General features: G+C 62.2%; 12 protein-coding genes. 5 read left to right on the top strand and 7 right to left on the bottom strand.

Going from position 1 to position 25372, the window contains the following annotated elements; all coding sequences use genetic code 11:
• Positions 1–76: 76 nt before the first annotated feature.
• Together blaCRH and JC616_RS09965 are read left to right on the top strand one after the other, a co-directional pair.
• On the top strand, positions 77–949 hold the full coding sequence (blaCRH, locus tag JC616_RS09970) for a CRH family carbapenem-hydrolyzing class A beta-lactamase (protein ID WP_227108016.1): 873 nt from the start codon (positions 77–79) through the stop codon (positions 947–949).
• A 370-nt stretch (positions 950–1319) separates the two neighbouring features.
• The gene (locus JC616_RS09965; RefSeq protein ID WP_227108014.1) at positions 1320–1649 is read left to right on the top strand and encodes a hypothetical protein; all 330 of its coding nucleotides are present in this window, start codon (positions 1320–1322) and stop codon (positions 1647–1649) included.
• 264 nt (positions 1650–1913) lie between these two features.
• Here JC616_RS09965 and JC616_RS09960 read toward each other — a convergent pair whose 3' ends face one another.
• From JC616_RS09960 to JC616_RS09930, 7 genes are all read right to left on the bottom strand, one after another.
• Complete coding sequence (locus JC616_RS09960; RefSeq protein WP_227108012.1) at positions 1914–2387, bottom strand: hypothetical protein; 474 nt, start codon at positions 2385–2387, stop codon at positions 1914–1916.
• Positions 2388–2396: 9 nt separating this feature from the next.
• On the bottom strand, positions 2397–4070 hold the full coding sequence (locus JC616_RS09955; protein WP_227108010.1) for a hypothetical protein: 1674 nt from the start codon (positions 4068–4070) through the stop codon (positions 2397–2399).
• Between the two features lie 245 nt (positions 4071–4315).
• A complete protein-coding gene (locus JC616_RS09950; RefSeq protein ID WP_227108009.1) occupies positions 4316–4765 on the bottom strand; it encodes an SMI1/KNR4 family protein in 450 nt (149 codons plus the stop codon).
• Positions 4766–5719: 954 nt separating this feature from the next.
• Complete coding sequence (locus tag JC616_RS09945) at positions 5720–6241, bottom strand: hypothetical protein (RefSeq protein ID WP_227108007.1); 522 nt, start codon at positions 6239–6241, stop codon at positions 5720–5722.
• 650 nt (positions 6242–6891) lie between these two features.
• Positions 6892–7209 carry a hypothetical protein gene (locus JC616_RS09940; RefSeq protein WP_227108005.1) on the bottom strand — a complete coding sequence of 106 codons (318 nt, stop codon included), beginning with the start codon at positions 7207–7209 and terminating at the stop codon, positions 6892–6894.
• Between the two features lie 61 nt (positions 7210–7270).
• Positions 7271–21901 carry a LysM peptidoglycan-binding domain-containing protein gene (locus JC616_RS09935; RefSeq protein ID WP_227108004.1) on the bottom strand — a complete coding sequence of 4877 codons (14631 nt, stop codon included), beginning with the start codon at positions 21899–21901 and terminating at the stop codon, positions 7271–7273.
• 107 nt (positions 21902–22008) lie between these two features.
• Positions 22009–22869: a methionyl-tRNA formyltransferase gene (locus tag JC616_RS09930; RefSeq protein WP_107799382.1), complete on the bottom strand. Its 861-nt coding sequence runs from the start codon at positions 22867–22869 to the stop codon at positions 22009–22011.
• A gap of 312 nt (positions 22870–23181) precedes the next feature.
• On the opposite strand from JC616_RS09930, the gene JC616_RS09925 reads away from it, so the two are divergent.
• The 3 genes from JC616_RS09925 to dapF all read left to right on the top strand — a co-directional run bounded on the left by JC616_RS09925 (position 23182) and on the right by dapF (position 25305).
• Positions 23182–23835, top strand: coding sequence for a hypothetical protein (locus JC616_RS09925; RefSeq protein ID WP_227108002.1), 654 nt, complete (start codon positions 23182–23184; stop codon positions 23833–23835).
• A 62-nt stretch (positions 23836–23897) separates the two neighbouring features.
• The gene (locus tag JC616_RS09920) at positions 23898–24329 is read left to right on the top strand and encodes a hypothetical protein (protein WP_227108000.1); all 432 of its coding nucleotides are present in this window, start codon (positions 23898–23900) and stop codon (positions 24327–24329) included.
• Positions 24330–24474: 145 nt separating this feature from the next.
• Complete coding sequence (gene dapF / locus JC616_RS09915; RefSeq protein ID WP_107799385.1) at positions 24475–25305, top strand: diaminopimelate epimerase; 831 nt, start codon at positions 24475–24477, stop codon at positions 25303–25305.
• Positions 25306–25372 lie beyond the last annotated feature (67 nt).

Genomic DNA, 25372 nt, shown 5'->3' with positions numbered 1-25372 from the left:
TTTGCGCGATTTACAGCCCAAGCCTTCGCCATCAGGATAGCGCCACACTTTCCCACCAGACAGAAGGACCCAAACCATGTTCAAGCATCTGATTTTATTCGTATCGCTAGCCGCGCCGCTGACCCAGGCCGTCGCCGCGGACCCGCTCGCCGTCGCCGCCGACAAGCTGGCCAAACTGGAGCGCGATTTTGGCGGCAGCATCGGCGTCTACGCCATCGACACCGGCTCCGGCGCCACCGTGGCCAATCGTCCCAACGAACGCTTTCCCATGTGCAGCTCCTTCAAAGGCTTTCTGGCGGCGGGGGTGCTGGCGCAGAGCCAAGCAAAACCCGGCCTGCTGGAAAAACGCATCCGCTACAGCAAGACGACTCTGCCTAATTGGTCCCCGATTACCACCAAACACCAGGCAAGCGGCATGACCGTGGCCGAACTCAACGCCGCCTCCGTGCAATACAGCGACAACGGCGCGGCCAATCTGCTGCTCGAAGAAATCAACGGCCCCGCCGCGCTGACCGCCTTCATGCGCTCTATCGGCGACGCCAGCTTCCGCCTGGATCGCCGGGAGCCGGAACTGAACTCCGCCATCCCCGGCGACCCGCGCGACACCTCCACCCCCAAGGCGGTGGCGGAGAGCATGCAAAAGCTGACGCTGGGCAAGGCGCTGCCGGAGCCGCAACGCCAACAGCTGGCGGACTGGCTGAAAGGCAACACCACCGGCAACGCCAGAATCCGCGCCGCGGTGCCGGCCAGCTGGGATGTGGGGGACAAAACCGGCACCTGCGGCGTCTACGGCACAGCCAACGACTTCGCGGTGATCTGGCCGCCCAAGCGTGCGCCCATCGTGCTGGCGGTCTACACCAAGCACGCCAAGAAAGAAGCCAAGCACAGCGACGAGGTGATCGCCGCCGCGGCGCGGGCGGCGTTGGAAGCGTTCAACGTGAAGAAATAAGGCGGGATGAGGCGCGGCCGAGGGGCCGCGTTGCTGGTAGCGGGCCATGACGTAGGTTCAAGCTCCATCGGCGCAGGTTTCGCTTCGAAGCAATGCGAAACCCTTGCCTCCCCGCCACAAGCACGTGATAATCCGGCCGTGCTGTTTATAGCACCGGGATTAGCGTTCCGAAACACTATGGCGGACAGCCGCACATGCGGCATTTTTTGTCCGGACACACTATAGATACGTCTGCTTTCAGGCGGGTCATGGTGGGAGCGTGCTTGCACGCGCCGGTTCCATAGTGCCGGTAACGCTAATCCTGCCATGTTCCCGCCGCCCCGGTTAGCGTCGGACGGTGGGCTTCATCGCTCACTATTGGAGGCTTACCATGCCTAGCACCATGCCTTCCCAGTCCCACTACATCCCAAGCCTGTCAACCTTGCTGTTCCAGCTGAAAAACTTGCGCCAGCAAAATACCTCGCTCCACCCAATCGACCCGCTGCTGCACCAGCTCGACGAATCCTGCCAGCATTTCGATCACAGCCTCCATCTGCTCAGCCTGGAATTCGGCCAAGTCAGCACCGCCTTGACGACACTAGTAACCATGTTGGAGCAACCCAATCTAGGCACACTGGAGTGCGAGCAGGTGTATTGCTTGCTGGAACCTTTCGCCCATCGTTTGCAACAGACTACGAGGCAGATGCAGGAACTGGCTTGAGCCTTATTAACGCCCAAAGCCCCGCGAGGGGCTTTGGGGGAGGCTTGGGCTTATAAATTACGGCGCGGTCAAAGAGGTGTTGCCAAGGTGCTGCGTGGGCAAGCCTTTTGGCTTGCCCACCCTACTTGCGGGAGTAAGAGCCGAGGTATTGCTTGCTGAAGCCCTTCGCTGGTTGTTTGCAATAGACTACGATGCAGGCACACAATTGGCATAACCCTTCTGGACAATCACAATCCTACAAGGGACCTTGAGCCAAGGCTTACCTCAAGAAGCCCCAGTTGCAATAAACCCTTCCAATTTTTCCTTCCTATCCAGAACACTTCTAATTTTCAGATAAACCCAATCAGAGTTTTTCTGACTATAAACATAGTCAACCACCTCGCCTTGAGGCTCAAAAGCAAAGACAGCGCCAGGCGACAGCAAAAAAGCCATTCTAATCAAACCACCCAAATCAGGATCAATCACATCCCACTCATCTACCCAATTATTTACTTCTTCTTCTATTTTTTCAAGGAAATCGCCTTCAAGAACATAACAGCGCCACGAACCCTCAGAATCAGAAATATGCTTTACAAGCTCCGGCGGAATGGGGCGAGGCAACAAATTAATATGATCACTCCATCTATAAGCAACTGGATCAACCCCCATTTCACTTAATCGACGAGCATGAGCAGCCTCAAATCTCTCGCAACCCCAGTCCTTCACTCCATTTACAAGCAAAAAAACAATAGCATCCATTTTCAACCCTCAATGACCAAAGAATGGGGCGATATTCCCTTGTTGCCAATCAACAACAACTCCACTTTTATTCATAAGAGGTTTCAATGGGTGGATATGTACTCTCGGATGATCCAATGGCAAGCCATGATCATACCAATCAACCCGCCCCCAAGGTATACCACTACCATTGATAAATGTTGCAGACTGTCTATAAGTCACACCTGTTCGGCCACTTACAGTAGAGCCAAGAGCAGTATGAGCCCTCCCCTCCGCCTCCACCATTGGGTAAACGACGACTTTTCTGTCATCCATCAACAATGGAAGGACCTCCCCATTACGACTACGTGGCACATAAGCTCTGCTCAAATCAAGTGGAGGTGGTGCATTTAAATTTAACTCACCAGGCGAAATATAATCTAAATCAAGTGAACGATAATAACTCTTCAAACGAGAATAATTTGCAACATTATGAGCAGGTCCCATTTGAAAATTTAAAGGCCACCCCTCACCTGCCCCCGTCAATCTCAATCCTCGAGCTGCTAAACCTCCAGCTCCCATCGACAACAACTCGAACCCAGACTGACCAATTCGGTCCGGGCTGTGTAGGTATAAACCGCTGGCAAAATCAGCAGTAGTTCGCATCGGACCAGACATCATGCCCCAAGCGGTGTAGCCCAGCGTCGTCCCCCACCCCTTCTGATCCGCCGATTGGAAGAACTGGCTTTGGGCATCCAGGCTTGCATTACCTTCAATACCCAACAAGCTGGCCATACCAGATTGGCTTCGGTTCAGCACATCCCCAAAGAAAGCATCACCTTCGCGCAGCAGACCCATGCCTGCCCGACCAACCGCTCTTATTGTCTGACCTACCGGGTTGAAGGCAAAGAAACCTTCTGCTTCGGTCATTTCCCGCATTTGTGCAGGCACTTCAACTCTGGACGGATCATAATCGTCCACCGCCAACGGCTGCAATGGCTGACTCACCTGTCGCAAGGCCGTACCATCCACCGAGTAGCCCGGCCCGGCATCACTCAAGATCTCCTGCCCGCGCGACCACTTACCCCCATCCGCCACCATCACTCCGCGCGTGTCGTAACGGGGCTGCTTGGCTTCGGCAAGCTGTTCGGCCATCGCGTCAGCCAAGCGTTGTTGCTGCTGTTGCCGCTGCTGATCCCTACTCTGAATGCTGCCCACCACCTGGTCTCCCAGCGCGCTGCCGAAGGATTCCGCCGCAATCGCGCTCCAGTTCGGACGCTGGCCGGTCAGTTGCGATTGGATTCCGCCCGACACCAGGCCGCGCAACGTGCCATAACCAACGCCGGCCACCGGATCCGAACTGTTCCAACCCAGGCTGTCGCCCATCCAGCCGCTGGCCCCGGCCGCCGCGCCGCTGGCCGCCACCGAGGTCCAGTTGAAGGACTTTTGCAGCCCGGTGGCCAAGCCCACGCCCTGGGTCATCGCGTTGACCGCCATCGTCCGCGTCACCGTCTCGCCCAGCCCCTTGCCGGCAAAGGCCGACAAAGAGGAGGTGTTGGACGCGCCCGCCAGGCCGGCGGTCGCCGCCGCCGAGAACGCCGACAACCCCACCTGACCCCAGGAGAAGCGGTCCTGCATCCCCATCGCCATCGCCACGCCCTGGCTAGCCATTGAACCCAGCGGCGCCGCCTCATACGCGGCGCGATGCCCGACGGCTAAGTGCACAAATGGAGGGACTTATAGCCGGGTGTCACACCCTGCGAGTGCACCGTACGGCCGTGGAGCCTTTCGCCCATAGCTTGCAGCAAACTACGATGCAGATGCAGGAACTAGCTTGAGCCTCATGAACGACCAAAGTCCCTAGTGGGGCTTTGGCAGGGGCTTGGGCTTATAAGTTACGGCGCGCCAAAATTAGTGATGTCAAGGTAGCGCATGGGCAAGTCTTTTGGCTTGCCCACGCTACTTGCTGGCTATTTATGAAAAAACACCCTTTTGTAATCCGAAATTGCCTTCGCAACGTGCTGAGAAAAAGAATCGGAAATTATTACAGCAGTTCCACCTCCATCATCAATCTTATACACTGGAGGATCTTGATTGCCTGAACACAAAAAGAAACAATACTGACACCCTTGATAAGCCGAGAAAACAAATGCATTTTCAGGAATGCAAAAATCCATCCCCTCCTCTGCAAGCATTTCACTTAACTCTTCTTTCAAGCTCTTTATTGTGGGGTAAAAAAAATCAGCCCCCCTCTCAAACAACCCAGCCCCCTTACCACACTCTTGTAAAAAACCACGATAAATCATTGGCAACTTAACACCCTGAGCGCTTTCAACTTCTAGCACCTCCATGTCAGAGAGGCCAACTATCTCGCGCCCCTTGCTCAACCCAGCCGCAATAATTTTCTCAACAAAACTCATAATTAATTTTCTTTACAAAAAACCACACAACGACAAAACTGTGTAATTAGATACTGCGTAGGCAAGCTAGAGGACCTACCTACGCTACTGACTATGAATCAGCTTCTGCGCCTCTCTCAATATCACTTCTGCTTCAAACACTGGGCCATCTGAAGTTGACTAAAATTTCTTTCATTAATGCAAGTGAGCTACGCCCCTCCAGACATTAAGACCACACAACGGCAAACCATAACCAACCATCCTCCACCTGATGATTAAGCACAAGCCACTCTATTTTTTAACCATCACTCATCAGTAAAGCCCCAAACCCCGCAACAACCTCCCCCAGTTTTTAATTTCGACATTCATACGTTAATTCCCACTACGAGTAATGGGCAATCAAATAATTTACCCATGAATTGTGTAAAGAAAGTTATCCCACAACGCAGTCGCTCATCCAAATTGTTTGCCATAAAGGCCACTAGCAGAAGTAGAGAATCATCAACTGTTAGGGCGAACAAGCCTCTGGACTCATCCATTAAACTTGCTAAAAGACTTATCCTTGCAGAGACAAACTTGCTCATCAGAATAGTTGAATTCATCTTCTATTAGTCTAAACATAGCAACGTTCCTTCGCTGTAAGATGTCATACCGTTCTTCAAATATGAGCAGCTTTGGTAGCGTGGCGCAGTTGCACGGCTTGGAACACCAAACCCTCCCAAAGATGGCTTGGCCCGAGCTAACTATACGATTAGGTTAACTTCTGAGTGTTGATTGAGAAACTGCTCCTGATCCTCGTCAGCAATGAGAACCTGTGCCCCTGTAGGAACCCTTGTCCTGGAAATGCGAATACCATTCATGCACGACGGGCACCAAACCAACTTCCAGCCAAATTCGCTATCAGCAAATCCAAAGTACTGATATGCAAGACCAGTAGAATTACAAACCGGACATGAGCACTGCTCATATTCGGCATCACCAATAGGTAAGTGCTTCACCCAGTCGATGTAAGTGATGTTCTTGCTCATTATTCCCCCCCCAAAGCCGTCCTGTTTTGTTTTTCTGGTAGTACTGCCAAAAGCTGTCCTCAATACCATGAGCGGCATTTTCATTGAATCGGAGTTCTTGATTCATGCACAGATGATCGCCAGCAAATCTATTCGGATGACCATAGGGATCAATTTGCATTGTGTGAGTCCGTTCATGGCCAAGAGTTTTCACAAGTTGTTCGATATTTGTGAATGCATCTGGGTAAAGATCAATCGATCCATTCGAATGCGTATATCCGTACAAATCTTTACCGATAAGCTCTGGATCACGAACAATGCGAACTTTGCCCCCTTGCATACCACCCCCTCCTTCCAGTGCCGCTTGCTCCACATACCGCATCTGCATAGGCACTTTCAGACCGGCGAATTCCCCGGTATTTTCGGATTTTCTGAACAGATCAGTTGGCGTCGCGTTTGGAACCTCAAGCCTCTTGGGAACCCCATACATCTCCAGGCCTGATATCGCCCCTTCACCCGCAACACGACCTCCCCAGCCCAATTTCCCCACACTACCAAACGCACCACCTGGCCTTCGCGGTACTGGTCTTTACGGTTGCCGATCGGGGTCTGCGCCAAGGCTTGGGCGTAGTCGACGCGGCTGGCGCCGTCGTTGCCCACCGCGCCGATCTGCTTGCCGTCCAGGAAGTAGTAGTCGTGCTGCCCTTGGCGATTTCCTCGCGCTTGAGCACAAGGCCCTGAGCGTTTTTGATGTAGCAAAGGCTGCGGTTTTTGGCTTCGCCGCGTGCTTTGATCAGATGGCCGTTGATGTTGTAGCTGAGATGGAAGTAGCCACTCTGCCAGCACTTGCGGCGAGACGCTCGGCGGCTAAGCTCACAAATGGAGGGACTTATAGCCGGGTGTCACACCCTGCGAGTGCACCGTACAGCCGTGGAGCCGTGGAGCCTTTCGCCCATAGCTTGCAGCAAACTACGATGCAGATGCAGGAACTAGCTTGAGCCTCATGAACGACCAAAGTCCCTAGTAGGGCTTTGGCAGAGGCTTGGGCTTATAAGTTACGGTGCTCCAAAAATAGTGATGTCAAGGTAGCGCATGGGCAAGTCTTTTGGCTTGCCCACCCTACCCTCTATTTTTGAGAAATCAATCAATATACCTCGGGTCGCACCTTAATTTCCCTAAAAGCTCATCAATCAAATCGATACCAACCGCTTCATAGAGAGATGGATCTCTATTCAGCGCAATTTGAGTTGCTTTGCAAAAAGAATTAAATATGTAACCATCCCTCCCTTTCAACACCAACAAACAATCACTTGTTGCATCGAAGTATTCATAAAGATCACTAACAATCCCATCTTCATCAACCTCAAAACTATCGCGAATTGCTTGCAAAAGAACCCTAAAGTCCTGAGAACCCATACTACAACCAACCTCATCAGAAATGTGAATAAATCCTGCCATTTTCATATCCTATTAAGACGTTCTGACCACTAAAAAATCAGAACAGTTGGGGCACACCACATTACCACATCAAGAAAATCTGATTTTGCTGATGAGGCGGCAGACCATTGACATGATCGAGCAATAGCTGCTGATTTCTAGAATTAAGATACCTCATATCCAAAGGAACAATTGACGCCTTTTCCAAGTGAGTTTGGATGGCGCGTGTCTGAGAGTTGAAATATGGCTCAAAGTACTTATTTAAACCATCAATCTGTTTCTGAGTACCGTTAGCTGTTGTAAAAAGAAAGTCTACCGCTGAACCATTTCGTGGACCACTTGTAAAGACGAAATCCGCATTTTTTGCAGTTGCCCCCGTATTCTGAATTGTTACACGTTCAAGCCTTCCTCCAAGAAGGCTTTGTAATTCCGCAGCGGCAGAACCCTCAGCTAAAGCTATGCTTAATTTGCCCTTGCCACTCTTCGCTGGATCAAGTGCAAGTCTCCTGGCCTCAGCGATATCCACCGCATCGCGGAACACATGCTGCGCGAATCCACTGCTTGCCCCGCCCCCCATCACCTCACGCGTACCTGCACTCCACCCCAACCGTCCCACACTACCAAACGCACCACGCACCGCAGAAGAGCCCGGCCCTAATAACATCGAAGCCGCAGCCGGGAAGGTTGTTCCTACCGTCCCCCCCCACACAGCCCATTGAGAGTTACCTGTCAAACTCCCTAGCCAGTATCCCCCATCTCCGGCTTGTTGCTCCAGCCACCGGAAACCCGCCCCTACCGTATTGTTCAAACCTTCCAGCATCGTTTGAGAGGTTCCCAGCCGGGGTTGATACGTCAGAGCCGCAGCAATGTTTCGCCCGGCTTCAACATCCCCTCCGGTAAACATCATCCCATATCCTGAAGCTGGGGCCGCTACCAGACCAGTGGCCATGGTCACGCCAACTTCTTGCACCCCCAGCATCCATTCAACCCCAGACTTCGCCCACTCCAGGCCACGGTTCACCGCATTCAACATGCGTTGCCAAGCACCTGGACGAGGAGCCGTCACAGTGACGGGCTCAAGCGCGATGGTGTTCTCCCAATTAAAATCCTCTGCCCCGCCCGCCTTGCCCGCCGTGGCCCGCTGCGGCACGTCCATCTCCTCTCGCCCGCTGAAGCGCGCTTGCTCCTTGACGGAGGCAGGGCTTAACACCAAGACATTGCCATCACGTCCCCAGACCTGGGCCAGCGCTTGTTGGCTGTCTTGCCGCTGCTGATCCCGTTTCTGAATACCGCTCACCACCTGGTCCCCCAGCGCGCTGCCGAACGATTCCGCCGCAATCGCGCTCCAGTTAGGACGTTGGCCGGTCAGCTGCGACTGGATACCACCCGACACTAGGCCGCGCAGCGTGCCGTAGCCCACACTGGCTACCGGATTCTCGCTGCTCCACCCCAAGCCCTCCGCCATCCAGCCGCTGGCCCCGGCCGCCGCGCCACTGGCCGCCACCGCGGTCCAGCTGAAGCGCTTCTGCAAGCCGGTAGCCACCGCTACGCCCTGGGTCAAGGCGTTACCCGCCGCCGCCCGCAGCGCGATCGGCGCGTTTTTCAGCGAGTCGCCCAACATCCCAGCGCCCACGCCGGCGCTCACCCCCGCGCCAAGGGCGCTCAAGCCCACCTGGCTCCACGAGAACTGATCCTGCACCCCCATCGCCATCGCCACGCCCTGGCTGGCCATTGAAGCCACCGCGCCCGCTGCCGCATAGCCGGCAAAGGTGGCCGCGGCGCTCGCTGTCGCGGCTACACCTGCTGCCGCTGGCGCCGCCCCTAGTAGGGGGATCAGCGCCTGGCTGAAAATCGGACCCAGCGTCACCACCGCCACCACGGCGACAATGGCTACAAAAATGGTACCAAAGCCGCCGCAACCTCCGCCTCCATCATCGAAGCTGGGCATGGGCGGCGGCGGCGGATCCGGCAGCGTCGGCGTCACATCCCCTATCGCCTCGCCTGGGCTATACACCCGGTAAGTGCCGCTGTTGTTGTGCACATTCGTCACTTTGTTCGGCACTTTCAGCACTTGGCCCGCCGCCAAGGGCTCGCTGCCGCTCAAGCTATTGGCGTCCGCCAGCAGATACCACATCGCCTGGTCGCCCCACAGCGCCGCCGCCAGGCTTTGCAGCGTGTCCCCCGCCTTCACCGTGACGAAGCCCGGCGTCTGGCCCGGGTAGCTCGGACCGATCGGTTCGTAGTTCTGGTCGAAGTCGGCGCTGTTCACCGGCTGACCTTCGCGGTACTGGTCTTTGCGGTTGCCGATCTGGCTTTGCGCCAAGGCCTGGGCGTAGTCGACGCGGCTGGCGCCGTCGTTGCCCACCGAGCCGATCTGCTTGCCGTCCAGGTAGTAGTAGTCCTGCCGTTTATAGGTGCTGCCCTTGGCGATTTCCTCGCGCTTGAGCACCAGGCCCTGGGCGTTGTTGACGTAGCGGAGGCTGCGCTGGCCCACTTCATCACGCGCTTCGGTCAGGTGGCCGTTGACGTTGTAGCGCAGATGGGAGTAGCCCGGCTGCCAACCCGGCGCGTCCTTGTTGTAGGGCTGGGCGGTAATGGTGCTTTGCTTGGCTTCGTCCCACCATTCATAGCCGTAATAGCTGGTGGTGGTGGTGCCGCTGCTGCTCTGCGCGCTGCTGGCCACGGTGCCGTCCGCCATCAGGGTGTAGGTGGTGGTGGCGCCGTCCCGGGTTTGCTGCAGCAGTTTGTGGTCGGCGTCGTAACGAGACAGGGTCTGGCTGCTGACGCCGCCGTCGCCGTTCCAGCGGTATTGGCGGTATGCGGTGGCGCGTCCCAGCAGGTCGTTGTCGCGCTGGGAGGCCAGCTTGCCGTTGATGCGGGTGCTCTCCAGATAGCCGTCGGCGCTGTAGCTGTAGGTCTCGGTGGTTCCATCAGAGGCGTTGATGGCCTGCACCCGTTCGCCGGCGGCGTTGTACAGGATGTCGACGCCGTCGCCGCCCTGGGAGCCGCGGCTGATCTGGCCGTCGATCTTGCTGCCCTTGGTGGTGACGAAGCGGTTCATGCTGTCGTAACGGTACCAGTAATCCTGGGTCCGCTTCTGGCCGTCGACGCCGTCGTGATAGACGCTGTTGACGTTGATGCGGTTGCCGACCGCGTCGTAGCGGTAGGTGATCAGGAATTTAGGATCCTTGATCTGGGTGACCCGGCCCCGCGCGTCGTACTGGATGTCGGCGTACTGATAGAACTCGCGGCTCTGGCTGTTGAGGCTGGTATAGCCCTCAAAGGTCTTATTGCCGTCGTTGTCGTACTCGTACAGGGTGTAGCTGTCCAGCGCGTGGTCGGACAGGCTCTTCAGATAGCCGTTGCCGTAGTACTGGTAAGTGATGCGCTGGCCGGTGCTGCCGCTTTGTTCGGCCACCTGGCCGGCGTGGTTGTAGCGGTAGCTGAAGCGGTGGTTGCCCAGGTCGACATGGGCCACCTTATGGCCGAACAGGCTGACGTCGTCGGTCTGGCTGCGGCCGTTGGCGTCGGTCTTGACGCTGCGCCAGCCGCCGACGACGATGCCGCCGGCCCCGGCGATGGCGGCGTCCCACTGGTAGCGGTAGCTCACCCGGCGCCCGGCGGCGCTGACGGTGGCCAGCACCCGGCCCAGGCTGTCGTACTGGGTGGTGTCGGCCAGGCTGTCCTTGCCGTCGCTGGTGCTGCGGTGGGCGATACGCTGGCCGGCGCTGTCGTAGTCGTATTCGTCGTAGCCGCGGCGGCCGTCGGCGCGCGCGGCGCGGTCCTGACGGATCAGCTGGTTGTTGGCGTTGTAGCGGTAATCGCTGCGGCGGCCGATTTCGTCGACGCTGACACGCAGATTGCCGAACACGTCGTAGCCCAGTTGTTTGACGCCGCCGTCGGCGTGCGCCTCGCCGCCGCTCTTGCCCTGGCCCCGTTCGCCGCCGGCCAGCCAGCTTTGGCGGTTGAGCTGGCCATTGGCGTCGACGGTGGCCACCAGATTACCCAGCGCGTCGTAGCGGTACAGGGTGCGCACCGGCGGCGGGGCCTTGTCGCCGGCCGCGACGATCACGGTTTGCGGGTCTTGCTTGGCCAGCAGTTGGCCGAAAGCGCTGTACTCGAAGGTGGTGGTGTTGTCGCGGCCATCGGTTTCACTGCTCACTTCGCCGAAGGCGTTGTACTGCTGGCGGCGGATGATGTTGTGCTCGCTCTGGCTGGTGCCGGTGATCACCCAGTTGAGGCGGGCGCTGTCGACGCCGCTGTGGCGGCGCAGATAGCCGCTGACGTCCAGCACCGCGCCGTCGGCGCCGGTCAGCAAGGCGCCCTGGGCGTCGGCCAGCTGGTAGCGGTACTCGTAGTCGCCGGCGGCCAGCACGTCGGCGTTCAAAGCGAACTGGCCCTGGGCGTTGCGGCTGAGCGTGGCCTGGGTCCAGGCGCCCTGGCTGCCCTTGCTCCGGTAGGACAGCAAGAGCTGGGCGGCCTGGGTCTGCGGCGGATTGAAGCTGACCATCAGCGGCAGCGTCAGGCCCTTGGTATTGACGCTGACGGCGCCGCCGCCCAGCGTCAGTTGACCGCCGGCGCGGTTGAGCATCAGGCCGTTGGCGTCGAACAACTGGTATTCGAATTCATACACCGTCGGCGCGCTCAAGCCCTTGGCCAGCGCGCTGCTGTCCCAGTCCCATTCGCCGTTGGCGGCGCGACTCAGCGGCGCTTCGGCCCAGGCGCCGCCGGCGCTGCGGTAGCGGATCAGGCCACGGGTGGCCGCCGCCGGCTGATTGCCGCCGATGTGAACGATCTGCGGCTGGTCGCGCCAGGCGACCGGTTGGGTGACGGAAGCCGCTTCGCCCGGACGGAAGGCGCCGACCACCGCGCCCAGCGATTGGCCGTTGGCGTCGAGACGCTCGAGCTCATACTCCCAGGTCTGTCCGGCGGCCAGGCCGTACTGAGCGGGGTTGATCAGGAACCACCCCTTGATGCCGGAGACGCTGGTGCCGGCCACCGCCTGAGCCGTGCTCCATTCGCCGCCGGAAGTGCGGAAGCGGATGCGGCCGGCAGTGGCGTTCTCGCCGAGGTTGCTCAGATGGATACAGCCATTGCTGTCCATCAGCGCGCTGTCGACGGCGGCGTCGCTTTGGGGCATCGTCGGGGCGCTGTCGTTGAGGTTGAGCCTGCCCTGACGCGCACTGAGCGTCTTGCCACTATTGTCCATGACAAAGTAGCGGAATTCATACTCCTTACGCGCCATGGCGGACCAGTCGAGGGCGAACTGGCCTTCCACGTTCTGGCCATTGATCTTCAGTGGCGGGACTTCGGTGAATTGCCAACTCTCACTACTATTCGCCGGGCGGGTGAGCAGCAGCAAGCGGGTAGCACTTGCCTGAGGGATTCTAAAATGTATTTGGGGTGTACCAACCGTAACGGTGGAGGAGCTGGAAATCGCAGCATTGACACTGAGTTCACTATCGCGTGCGGAGGCATACACCAACAAATCTTGAGATGTGCCTGAAGCAGGTGGATTGACTGTCTTAAAAATCTTGACGCTATAGTTACGAGAGGCTTGGTTATCAACCCCCATCCTCACCCAAGTCGTCAGCGTGCCTTGAGAAACACCACTTGCAGGTACCGTCAGGGTATAGCTGCTAGCCGGGTAATCCGGACCAGCATAGGGAAAGGTGATGAGCACTTTAAAAGGCCCATCGCCATACGCAGGCAATGGCGGTAATCGGGTTTCAAATGTCAACTCTCTTAGCCACTGCTCATTGTAATAACTTGGCCGTTTCAACGCCCGCTCCATCCCTCCTCCGCCAGGCGCCGGTCGTTGCTCAACATGCACACGAGAGGATTTAAGCGTTACCCATCCTGAACCCGCGGTGCTCAGCAACGATGCGCTTCCCTCTATTAGGGGGTTTTTCCCTACAGCCACGCCCGGCGCCTTCGTAGACCCCGCCGTCACCACTCCGCCGCTGCCCTCCTGCGGCACCGCACTCACCCAGCGCTCCGCCTGCACAAAGGCCTGGTCCCGCGCGTTCACCATCTTCGGCTGTTTGGTCTGTACCCGTTGGTTGCGGCCGTCGTATTCGCTGATCGTCAACCGCAGCCCGCTGTCCGGCCGGTTGATCGCCGCCAGGATCTGATCCCGGCTCAATTGCCGTAGATCCACGCTGTCCGATTCGATCTGCAGCGTGGCGTTGCCGTTGGCGTCGTACAAATAGGCGCGCGTCACCCCGCCTTCGTTGCGACGAAACACCCGGCCGGCGCCGTCGTAGTCGGCGAACTCCTGCCACGCGCCCTGACCATCGGCGCTGGTGCGTTTGCCCACGATCTCGCCGTAGGCGTTGTAACGCGTTTCAAAGCGCATGCCGGTCGCCTGGTCGCGTCTTTCGGTCTGGCGGCCGGCCGCGTCGTAGCGGTAGCCGGTCACGTCGTTGACTTCGCTGCCGTCGGCCTGGCGCCGCGCCCGCTGGCTGCGGGTCAGCTGGCCCGCGGCGTCGTAGTCGTAACGGATGGCATTGCCCATCGCGTCGGTCTGGCTCAGTAGCCGACCGCCGGCGCCGTATTGGTAGCGCACGATCTGGTCGTCGGCTTCGCTGGCCTCGTCCAGGCCGCGACGGATCTGGCGGCTGAGCTGGTCCAGGCCGTTGTATTCGCTGTCGCTGGTCGGCCGCACGCTGCGGCCTTCGTAGTCGGTATAGGCGGCGTCCTGACGTCGGGTTTCCCGGCCTTGCGCGTCGTAGCGCCAGTCGGTGACCTGGCCGGCGGCGTCGGTCTTTTGCGTCACCTTGCCCAGCGCGTTGTACTGGTAGCGAGTGGTGGCGGTGACCACGTTCTGGCTTTGGCCGTCGGCGTTGGCTATCTGGACGCCGAGGCTGCGCTCGACGCTGATGCGGCCCATCCGGTCGTAGTCGGTTTCGCGCACGCGGTCGTCGGCGTGGGGCTTGAGCTGCTGACGCAGCGTGTCCAGCGGGGTGGCGCTGTCGTAAGCGCCGCTCAGGGCGCTGGCGTAGCGGGTTTCGCGGATGGCCCGGCCGGCGGCGTCGTAGTCCCAGGCGGTGACATAGCCGGCGGCGTCGACGCTCAGCCGTTTGCGGCCGGCGCGGTCGTAGTAGTGACGCTGGCTGCCGCCGCGGGCGTCAATGCTTTCCATCAGGTTGCCGTTGGCGTCGTAGCGCTGGCGGCTGATCAGGTCTTGGGTTGACTCGGTGTAGCCGCCGTTGGCCGTGCCCTGGCCGACGCTTTGCGCCGGCAGGCGGGTTTCGATCAGGCGGTTGTTGCCGTCGTAGACGTAGCGGGTTTCGCGGACGTCGGCATTCGCCGGCGCCGGCACGCCGCCGTCCGCCGACAGGCTCACCGGGCTGGCGTAGACGCGCTGGACGAGGACGTTGCCCGCCGCGTCGTAGTCCCATTCGCGGAGCACGCCGTCGCCGTTGCGCTCCGCCACCTTGCGCCCCAGCGCGTCGTAGCGGCTGCGGGTGATCTTGCCGTTGGCGTCGGTGAATTCGATCTGCCGGCCGGCGGCGTCGTAGCGCCAGCTTTGGCTGGGGCTGACCGTGGCTTCGCCGCCGTCCAGGGTGTAGATCGGCAGCGCGTCGCTGGTCTGGCGGATCAGCCGGTTGTTGGCGTCGTATTGGTAGCGGGTGGTGCGCTGTTCCGGCTTGCCTTCGGCTTCCACTTGCAGCGTGCGGTTGCCGAAGCCGTCGTATTCGAAGCGTTTGACGATGCCCAGCGGACTGGTCTCTTTGAGCACCCGGCCCTGCGCGTCGTGGACGTAGCGATAGCCGCCGTTCAGTTGGTTGGTGTAGGCGGTCTTGTTGCCCAGACCGTCGTACTCCATCCGCTCGATGCCGCCTTCGGCGTCGGTGAGGACGGTTTGCCGTCCCAGCGCATCGTGTTCGATCCGGGTCACCGTATCGCGCTGGGCGTCGACGATCAGGGTTGGCGTCAGGCCGGGTTTGAGCGCGGCGGTGTCGACGCGCTGGGCGTAGCGAGTGATGCGGGTGGTATGACCGAGCGCGTCGTACTCGGTGGCGGTGGCGTAGCCTTCGGGATCGATGTGCAGGGTCTGGCGGCCGAGCGCGTCGTAATAGTTGTAGCCGCTGTAGCCGCGCGGGTCGGTGATCTTGACCGCGTTGCCGGCTGCGTCGTATTCGGTGACGGTGACGCCGCCCAGCGCGTCGGTTTCGCGGATCAGCCGGCCGAGCAGGTCGTAGTCGCGACGGGTGGTGTGGCCATTGGCATCGATTTCGACGATGCGTTTGCCCAAGGCGTCCAGCTGGTAGGTGGTGCTGGCCTGCTGTTTGCCGTCGCCGCGAGTTTCGCCGATCAGGCGGCCGACGGCGTCGTAAGCATAGGAGGTGCTCTGCGCTTCAAGCCCCCGCTCTTCGATATTGTCGATATCGGCAGTGGTTTCCACCGTCAAGCCAGGGTCGCGCTGGGTCGCAAAGCGCAGTTGCACGGTGGACCAGTCATACTCACCCGTGACGTCATAGCGATAGCCTTGCCGGCGATCGCCGCCTTTGGGGTAGAAGCGTATTGTTCCGCCGGTCTTGTTCGTCGTCAGTTCAACGGTGTAGGTGACGCCCGCCTGGTACGCCCCCATCGGCACGGCGCGCCATTGATCGTTGGCGTTGGCGATTTGGGCGTAGACGAGGCCGTCGGGCTGGAGCAGGATCGCCAGACGTGCGGTTTTACCGCCCACGTTCTCTAGCATCGCATGCAGCGAAGACTGAATCTGGTTCGGCGTCAGGTCGAACTGGTAAGCGCTACCCGCCGGCATTTGCCGCGCGCTGTTGAGGGAGGCCCAACTGCCGCCGGTTTCCGACTTGCTGATGAGGTGAAGACGGCCGTTGTCCTGGGTACCCGCGGTACCGTTGAAGGTGGGAGGGGTGGACGCCTGAGCCGTCATGGCTTCGAGTTGAGCCAGGCTAAGGGAACGATCCAGGCTCAAGGCCTGCGCGTAACGCCGGGTCTGAATGACTTGACCCGCCGCGCCGTAGCGCGTTTCCGTCAGGTAGCCCTGAGGATCGATCGCAAAGCGCTGCCGCCCGGCAGCGTCGTAAACGGTGCGACTCTGTTGCTGCACCCCACCCGGCCTGCTGCTCAGATATTGCCTCAGCGTCGCATCGGTCCAATCTTCCGAACTCAGCGGCACGCTGGCCACGCTCAGTTCGCTCGCGCCATCTTTATGCCAACCGTTGATGCCATCTTCGAAACCATCGATCAGCACCACGCCGCGCTGCACGCTTTCCACTCTCAGATCGTCGTAGAACACCGGATGGTCGGCCGGATTCGGCGCGCCATCTCGAGGGCCGTAGATGTGGATGTTGAGGGCTAGGTCTTCGCTCAGCGTGCGGCTGACGGTCAGCTTACGCCAGCCGTCGTTGCCATACTCGATGCTCTCGACAGCGTTGTTATAGGGCTGGGAGCCGCCCAGATTGCCCAGGAACAGATGCCCCTTGGTCTCGCTGTCGGTTTTGAACCAAACGCTGGCGGTGACGGTGTCGCCCTTTTGGAAGCGGCCGATGTCGTGGTTGATCGCATTGTTGGTGCCGGCCTGATGCCCGATGCGTACCGCCTGTTTGCCGCTGTGGGTGGTCGCTGTCGGGCCTCGCGGCGCGCTGGCGTCGAGTTTGTCGGCGTAGCGCCGGGTTTCGACGACATTGCCGACGGCGTCATAGACGCGTTCGGTCACATAGCCTTCGCCATCGAGACTGTAGGTGGCGCGTCCCACTGTGTCGTAAACCGTACGGCTCCGTTGCTGCACCCCACCCGGCCGGCTGCTTAGATATTGCCGCAGCGTCGCATCGGTCCAATCTTCCGAACTCAGCGGCACGCTGGCCACGCTCAGTTCGCTGGTGCCATCTTTATGCCAACCGTTGATGCCATCTTCGAAACCATCGATCAGCACCACACCGCGCTGTACGCTCTCCACTCTCAAATCGTCGTAGAACACCGAGTGGCCCGCCGGATTCGGCGCGCCATCTCGAGGGCCGTAGATATGGATGTTGAGGGCTAGGTCTTCACTCAGCGTGCGGCTGACCGTCAGCTTACGCCAGCCGTCGTTGCCATACTCGATGCTCTCCACGGCATTGTTATAGGGCTGGGAGCCGCCCAGATTGCCCAGGAACAGATGCCCCTTGGTCTCGCTGTCGGTTTTGAACCAAACGCTGGCGGTAACGGTGTCGCCCTTTTGGAAGCGGCCGATGTCGTGGTTGATCGCATTGTTGGTGCCGGCCTGATGCCCGATGCGTACCGCCTGTTTGCCGCTGTGGGTGGTCGCTGTCGGGCCTCGCGGCGCGCTGGCGTCGAGTTTGTCGGCGTAACGCCGGGTTTCGACGACATTGCCGACGGCGTCGTAGATGCGTTCGGTCACATAGCCTGCAGCATCAATGCTAAAAGTCTGGCGATCCACAACGTCATACACGTAGCGAGCAACTTTGCCCATCGCGTCGGTCTTGGACACCACATTGCCCTGGCCGTCGTATTGGTACACCGTGCTCTGCTTCAGCCCCTCCGGGTCCACCGTCTCCCGCACCCGACGACCGGCGCCGTCGTATTCGTATTCGGTGGTCTTCGCCTGCACCGTCCCCGCCGCTTCCGTCACCCGGATCTGCCGTCCCTGGGCGTCGTAGCCGTAGGTGGTCGTCAGCTTGAGCCCGTCCGGATCGACGATCAGGCTGTGCAGCCGGCCCGCCGCGTCGTAGCGCTGTTCGGTCACCCGGCCGTTGGGCTCGGTTTGCCGCAGCACGCGGCCCTCCGCGTCGTATTCGGTGCGGCTGCTCAGTTTCAGGCCGTCCGGGTCCACGGTGCGTTGCAGCACCCGGCCCGCCGCGTCGTATTGGTAGACGGTGCGGGTGCCGTTGGCGTCGACGCTCTCGATCTGATGACCGGCGCTGTCGTAGCCGCTACGGGTGGTTCCCGCCGGCGTGGTGGTGCTCAGCACTTGGCCGTCGCGGTTGTATTGGTAGGTCGTCGCCTGACCCAGCCCGTCGATCAGTTGCACGGTGTCGCCGTGGCCGTTCTTCTGGGTGATGGTCTGGACGCCGTCCGCCTGGGTGACGGTGACGCGGCCGCTGGCGTCGTCGTAGGCGGTGGTGGTGGCGCGGCCCAGCGCGTCGATCTGGCGCAGCACCCGGCCGAAGGCGTCGTAGGCGTGGCTTTGACGGCCGCCTTGCGGGTCCTGGACGCTGATCTGGCGGCCCAGTTTGTCGTAGTCGATCCGGCTGCGGTGGCCGTTGGCGTCGACGCGCTCGGTCTGCCGGCCGAAGGCGTCGTAGCTCGAGCTTGATCCCAGCGCCAGTCCTTCGGCGTCGCGGGTCTGGCTTTGCAGCAGGCCGCGCCGGTCGTAGGCGCTGGTCTGCACGCTGCTGCGCGCGGCGTCCAGCCGCTGCCGGTAAGCCACGGCTTCGCCGAAGGCGTTGTAGCTCCATTGTTCGCGTTCGGCGTTCAGGCGGTCGCCGGCGGCGATGCGTTGGCCCAGGCGGTTGTATTGGCTGGTTTCGAGGCGGTCGGCCTCGCTGCTCAGCCCGCCGGGCAGGCCGCTTTGGTTGCCGCCGTTCAGCGCGGCCAGCGCGCCGGCGCCAAGCCGAGTGGCGTAACGCTGGGTGGCGACGACGTCGCCGAAGGCGTTGTAGCGCACTTCGCTGATTTCGCCCAGGCTGTTGAGGGTGTGGCTGAGGCGGCCGGCGGCGTCGTAGTAGTACAGGGTGCGCGCGCCGGCGCCGCCCTGGCCGTCGGGGCCCAGGCTGGCGGTGCGTTGGCCGCCGGCGTTGTAGTAGTGGCGGGTGCCCCAGCGCGCCCAGACGGCGTCGATTTGCGGGGCGCCGGCGTCGGCGCCGAGCGCGGCCAGCGCCTGGGCGCCTTCGCCGGCCAGTTCTTGCGTCACCCGGCCCTGGCTGTCGTAGCGCTTGAGCTGGCTGCGCGCGTCGTCGCCGGCCTGGCGGGTGACGGCGATCACTTGGCCTTGGGCGTCGTATTGGTAGCGGACGATCAGGCCGCTCGGCCGGTGCTCTTCGCGCAGCAGCCGGTCGGCGGCGTCGTATTGGCGCTGCACTTGGCGGTCGTTGCGGTCGGCCGCCGGGCGCAGCGCGGCCAGCGTGTCGCCGCCGCCGACGCGGGTGGCGTAGCGTATCGTTTGCGCAATGCGCCCTTGGCCGTCGTAAACGGTTTCGTCGAGGTAGCCTTCGGCGTCGATCCGGCCCACCAGCCGGCCGGCGCCGTCGTACAGGCTGCGCGTGCGTTGGTCGGCGCCGTCGCTGGCCGGGCGCAGGGCCTCCAGCGTGTCGCCGGCGCGGGCGCGCTGCGCGTAGCGCACGGTTTCGATCGCGCGGCCGGCGCCGTCGTAGCGGGTTTCGCTCAGATAGCCTTCGCCGTCCAGGCTGGCCAGCAGCAGGCCGTCGCGGTCGTAGTAGCGGCGGCTGACGCGGTCGCCGGCCGGATCGGCCGTCGGCTGCAGTTGGGCGTCGGCCGGGTCCAGTTCGCCGGGCTGGCTCGCCAGCGCCGCCAGTTGTTCGGCGCTCAGCCGCGTGGCGTAGCGGGTGCTGCGGGTCAGCCGGCCGGCGGCGTCGTATTGATGGCGCTCGACGCCGCCTTCGGCGTCTATGGTTTGGATCAGGCGGCCCAGGCTGTCGTACAGCCGGCGCTCGACGCGGTCCTCCGCCGGATTCGCCGCCGGCCGCAGCGCGGCCAGCGACAGCGCCGCCGGGTCGCCGCTCAGCCGGGCGATGTCGATCCGGGTCGCGTAGCGCAGGCTGGCGATGATCTGGTCGTTGCCGTTGTAGCGCCATTCGGTGACGTCGCCGGCAGGATCGATCTGGCCGACCTTGCGGCCGCGTTCGTCGTAGAGCAGGACGCTGGCCGCGCCGTTGGCGTCGATCAGCCTGACCGGCTGGTGGCGCGCATTGTATTCGCTGCGCGCGGTGCCCAGCGGGCCGCCGGCGTCTTGCTGCACCACGGCCAGCAACTGGCCGGCCGCGTCGTAGCTGCTCACCGTGCTCAGGCCGTTGCTCAGGCTGACCCGGGTCTGCCGCTGCGCGTCCTGGTAGACGGTGGTGGTGGCCACGCCCGCGCCGTCCCGGCTGCGCACCACGCGGTTCAGGCCGTCGTAGAGGTAGTCGGCCAACACCGCGCCGCTGACGCCGTCCAGCTTCTGCAGCAGATTGCCCGCCGGGTCGTAGACGTAGCGCACGCTGCTGTGCCGGCCGTCGGCCACGCCCTTGCCCTCGGCGTCCAGGGTGGCGTAGCGGGTGGTGCTGGCCACCAGACCGCGCAGGTCGTAGCCGGTGTCGCTGCGTTCGACGCGGGACAGGTCCTGCTTTGCCGCCCAGGCTTGCAGTTCGGCTTCGCCGGTGGCGTCGTCGGCGCCGGCGAACACGCCGCCCTGGTACAGCAGCCGGCTGACTTCGCGGCCCTGGGCGTCGTAGCGGCGCTCTTCCACCCGGCCTTCGGCGCTGAGGCTGAAGCGCAGCCGCAGGCCGCTGGCGTCGTAGACGTTGCGCCGGGTGCCGGCGCCGTCGACGGTTTCGCTCAGCAGCTGGTTCTGGGCGTTGTAACGGCGTCGGGTCTGCTGGTTCTGCGCGTCGCGCACGCCGACGCGGTTGCCGGCGGCGTCGTAGTCGAAACGGGCGGTTTGGCCGCGGCCGTCGGTGATCGCGCTGACTCGGCCGTGGCCGTCGTAGTCGAAGCGTTGCTCGACGCCGCCGCCGGCCACCCGTTGCAGCAGGCCGTCGCGGTAGTTCAGTTCGGTGCGCAGTCCGGCGGCGTCGCGGACCACGGTGCGCTGCCCCGCGGCGTCGTAGTCGAAGGTGGTGGTCAACGTCTGCTCGCCGCGCACGTCGCTGACGCTGAGCACGCGGTAATCGCCGTCCACCTGCGCGTAGGCGAAGTCCAGCCGACTGCCGTCGCTCTGCTGCAGACTGGCCAGCCGCTGGCTGGCGCCGTCGTACACATAGCGGGTGGTGTAGACCTGGCCGTCGGCGACGCTATTGTCGTCGGGGCTGAGGTCGGTGGTGACGCTGCTCAGCCGGTTCTGCTCGTCGTAGCCGTAGCGGGTGCGGGTCAGGGTCTTGTTCTGCTCGCCGTCGCGGTACACGCTGCGCAGCTGGCTCAGATGGCCCTGGGCGTCGTAGTCGATGAACAGCGTCTCGCCGTCGGCGCTGCGCAGGCTGACGATGCGGCCGGCGCCGTCGTAGCCCAGCGCGACGGTCTGGCCGTCGCGGCTTTGCACTTGCTGCAGCCGGCCGGCGCTGTCGTAACGCTCCTGGCTCTGGCTGTCGCCGTCGGTCCAGATCCAGGCCTGGCCGTCCCAGCGCACGGTGTCTTCGGCCCCGGCGCCGCCTTGCGCCAGGTAGAGGCCGCGCGCCGCGTCGTAGCGGTACAGGGTGTCGCTGCCGTCCTCGGCCTGACGGCGCAGTTGCGAGCCGGCGCTGCCCGGGACGCCGCTGAAGTCGAACAGCTGGCGGCTGTAGCCCAGGCGCCAGTTGCCGGCGTCGCCGCCCTGCCCCTGGCTGTTGTAGGTGCGGACCAGCTGGATCGGCAGCCCGTTGCCGGCGAGGAATTCGTCGCGGCGCTGCAGCACCAGGTTGCCGTTGCCGGCGTTGACGTAGACCCGTTCGCCGCCGCGGCCGAAGGCGGCCTCGCCCAACTGACCCTGCCCGCCCAAGGCCGCCAACGAACTGTTCTGCAAACCCAAACCCACACCCGCCACCACTGCAACCATGCTGACCCCCGGAAATTGGACTGTTCGGAGAGTCTTATCTAGGCGATCGATAAAAAGTTTAGGTGGCCAATGAAAAAAATTTCAGCGAAGGTCTACACCGCCTCACCTCACCCCCTCAGCCGGCCGCTGACGCCGCCGGGCGGGTTCAGGCTCCATTCGCTGATCAGCACCATGCCGTCGGCGGCGGCCACCAGGAGGCTCAGCGCATTGGACAGGATCAAGGAGCCCGGCGGGTAAGCGTGGCTCTCTCGCCAGCCTTGCGCGCGGTGCACGTGCACGGTGACGCCGTTGACCGCGGCCAGGCATTCGAAATCGCCGAAGGCGCGCACTCGACGCATGACGTCCTCCACCGGCAGGCTGAAATCCAACACCCGTTCTTCGTCCCGCCACAGCGGCCAATAGCTGCTGTTTTCGCCTTGCGGCTGGGCCTGATCCCATAAAGAGGCGAAGTCGCCGGCCACTCGCCCCGCCAGCCGGTACAACGCCAGTTGCAGTTTCGCGTCCAGCGATTCATGGGTTTCGTCCGGCCTCAGCGCGAACTGCTCCTGCGCCAGCACATCGCCGGCGTCCATTTCCCGGGTCAATTGGTGACAGCTGCAGCCCCATTGTCTATGGCCGTCCAGGATCGCCTTCACCATGGGGTAAGGCCCGCGGCCGATGGGCAGCGGCGACGGATGGAAGTTAACTGCGTAATTCAGATAAGGCTCCCAGTCCGGCACCCGCCAGTTGTAGCTGGCCACCAGCAGGACTTCGCAATCCTGCTCCGCCAGCTCCAGCAAATCGCGCTCGCGCATCCGCGACAGCTGCACCGGCACGCCCAGGCGCTCCGCCGCCGCCAGCGACTCCTTGTGGTGATGCATGCGATGGTCCACCGGGGTGCAGAACAACTTCAACGGCTGCCAGCCGGCGTGCAGGAACACGTCCAGCACCGGCTTGAAGCGATCGGACAAGGTAATGGCAAAACGCATGACGGCATCCCGGCGGTTCAGAGGGCTGACTTGTTTATAACAAGACCATCCGAACGAGACTGCTTGTCTCACGGAAATTAACAGAATCTCCCCGCAAGGCTGGCACGCCGTTTGCAACTGGCAACGGGTCAAGTCCTTGTTCTGACGCGAAAACAGGCCAAACTCGCCGCCAGACGGCAATTCTCTCCGCCACGGCGGCATGGATTGCCGCCCGCGCCGGCAAAACGTCAGAACCAGGCCGGCAATGGAAGTCGAGCTGCTCCGTGAGGCTCACGACCGACAACTCCATCATGACTTTGCGGGAGAACATTCATGTCAGTCAGCAATACCAGCGGCATCGACACCGGCGGCAACGCCTGGCAACAACGTAAAGCCGTTCACCAGCAGCGCCGCCAGGATTTCCAGACCATGATCAACGACGTGCGGCAAGGCGATCTGGGCGGCGCGCAGCAAGCCCTCGCCAGCCTGCAGTCCGCGGCGTCCGGCGGCGCGACAAGCGGCTCAAACGCCGCCAACGCCGGCGGCCAGGACTTCGCCAGCCTGATCAACTCCATGCAGACCGACGGCAGCGTCGCCGCCGCCGGCGACGCGTCAGCCAGCAATGCCGGCGGCAACGGCGATCTGGCCGTGCTGTTCCAGCAGATGCTGAGCCAGTTGCAGGCGGCCAGCTTCGGCGGTTCGGGCAATAGCGACGCCGACGACGCCTTAAGCGCGCTGAGCGGCGCCTCCTCGGCCTCATCGCCCAACTCGCTGTTCAACAACCTGGGCCAGGATCTGGGCAGCGGCAACCTTAAGCAGGCGCAGCAGGATTACCAGCAGTTGCAGCAAAGCTTGCAGACGGCGGCGCAAAACCAGCCGCCTCACCATCGCCACCATCACCATGGCGGCGCTCAGGTTCAGGCGGCGCTGGCCGCCTACCAGGCCAATAGCGGCGACGCCGGCCAGACTCAAGCTTCCGCGGGCTGAACGCCCTTTTCCCGCCGGACCTCGGTTTAAGCCGGGTCCGGCTTATTATTTTTACCGTTGAAATGAAAATCCATTCCACGCCGATAACGCCGCCCTCCCTCTCCCCAAGGCCCCGCGCCGCAGACGCCGCCGCCTTCGACCTCGAGCATGCGCCGGCCGCCCCGGAGCCGACGCCGGAGCCCGCTCAAACCAGCCGTCCACGCCTGGGCATGGCGACGCTGATCCGGCTGCTGCTGATGCAAATGCAGCTCAAGCTCAGCCAGTCCGGCGACGCCGCCGAGGACACGCTCAAGCTCGCCACCGGACAAGACGCGCCGGCGTCTTCGTCCGGCTCGCTGATCGACGACGCCGGCCAGGCCGCCGCCGCCGACGCGCAAGCCGCCGCAGTTCAAGCCGGCGGCGAAGCCATGCCGCAGACGGCCGCGTCCAGCGCGGCCCTGCAGGCCTACGCCGGCGCGGGCGCCCCGCCCGGCAAGCCGCTGAGCAGCGCCTGAGCGCGCACCTGTACCTCTATCTACGCCACTGTGCTAACCTGCCTTATTGGCGGCGACGCCCCGTCCGCGCTTCCGCGCGCGCGGCCCGCCGCCCGACCGCCGGCCCGATAGCGGGCCGCTTGTTTACGCAGGATCTGGCGCGCCAATGAAATTGCACTTCACCAAAATGCACGGCCTCGGCAACGACTTCATGGTTGTCGACGGCGTGAGTCAAACCATTCCCCTGAGCGCGGAGCGCATCCGTCAGCTGGGGGATCGCCACTTCGGCATCGGCTTCGATCAATTACTGCTGGTGGAGCCCCCGCGCTCTCCGGACAACGATTTCCGCTACCGCATCTTCAATAACGACGGCGGCGAGGTGGAGCAATGCGGCAACGGCGCGCGCTGCTTCGCCAAATTCGTGTCTGACCGCGGCCTCACCGCCAAATCGCGGATCCGGGTGGAAACCGCCAAGGGCGTGATCGCGCCGGAGTATCTGGGCGACGGCCAGGCCCGGGTGGACATGGGCCGGCCGCGCTTCGCTCCGGACGAGATTCCGTTCCAGGCCGAGCGCGAGGCTGTATGCCACGATTTGCAAGTCGAGGATGCGACCTTGTCTGTCAGCGTGGTGTCGATGGGGAACCCCCACGCGGTGCAGGTAGTCGCAGATGTAGCCTTGGCTCCGGTGACGCGCGTCGGCGCGGCCATCGAAAACCATCCCCGCTTCCCGGAACGGGTCAACGCCGGCTTCATGCAGGTGCTCGCCCGCGATGAAATCCGTCTGCGCGTGTTTGAACGCGGCGCCGGCGAAACGCTGGCCTGCGGCACCGGCGCCTGCGCGGCGGTGGTGGCCGGCATCCGCCGCGGCCTGCTGGACCGGCGCGTGCGGGTGCACACCCGCGGCGGCGAACTGACGGTGGAATGGCCGGCCGACGACGCCGCGGTCACCATGACCGGCCCCGCCGTCACCGTGTTCCAGGGCGAAATCGAGATTTAACGGCCCGCCGCCGGCAAACGGCGGCGGGCTCGCAACAACAACACAGCCGTATAGGGGGTTATGAATC

Source organism: Chromobacterium rhizoryzae (genome assembly GCF_020544465.1).
Taxonomy (GTDB): Bacteria; Pseudomonadota; Gammaproteobacteria; order Burkholderiales; family Chromobacteriaceae; genus Chromobacterium.
The sequence above is the reverse complement of the archived record's forward strand: the minus strand, read 5'-3'. Positions and strand labels throughout refer to the sequence as shown.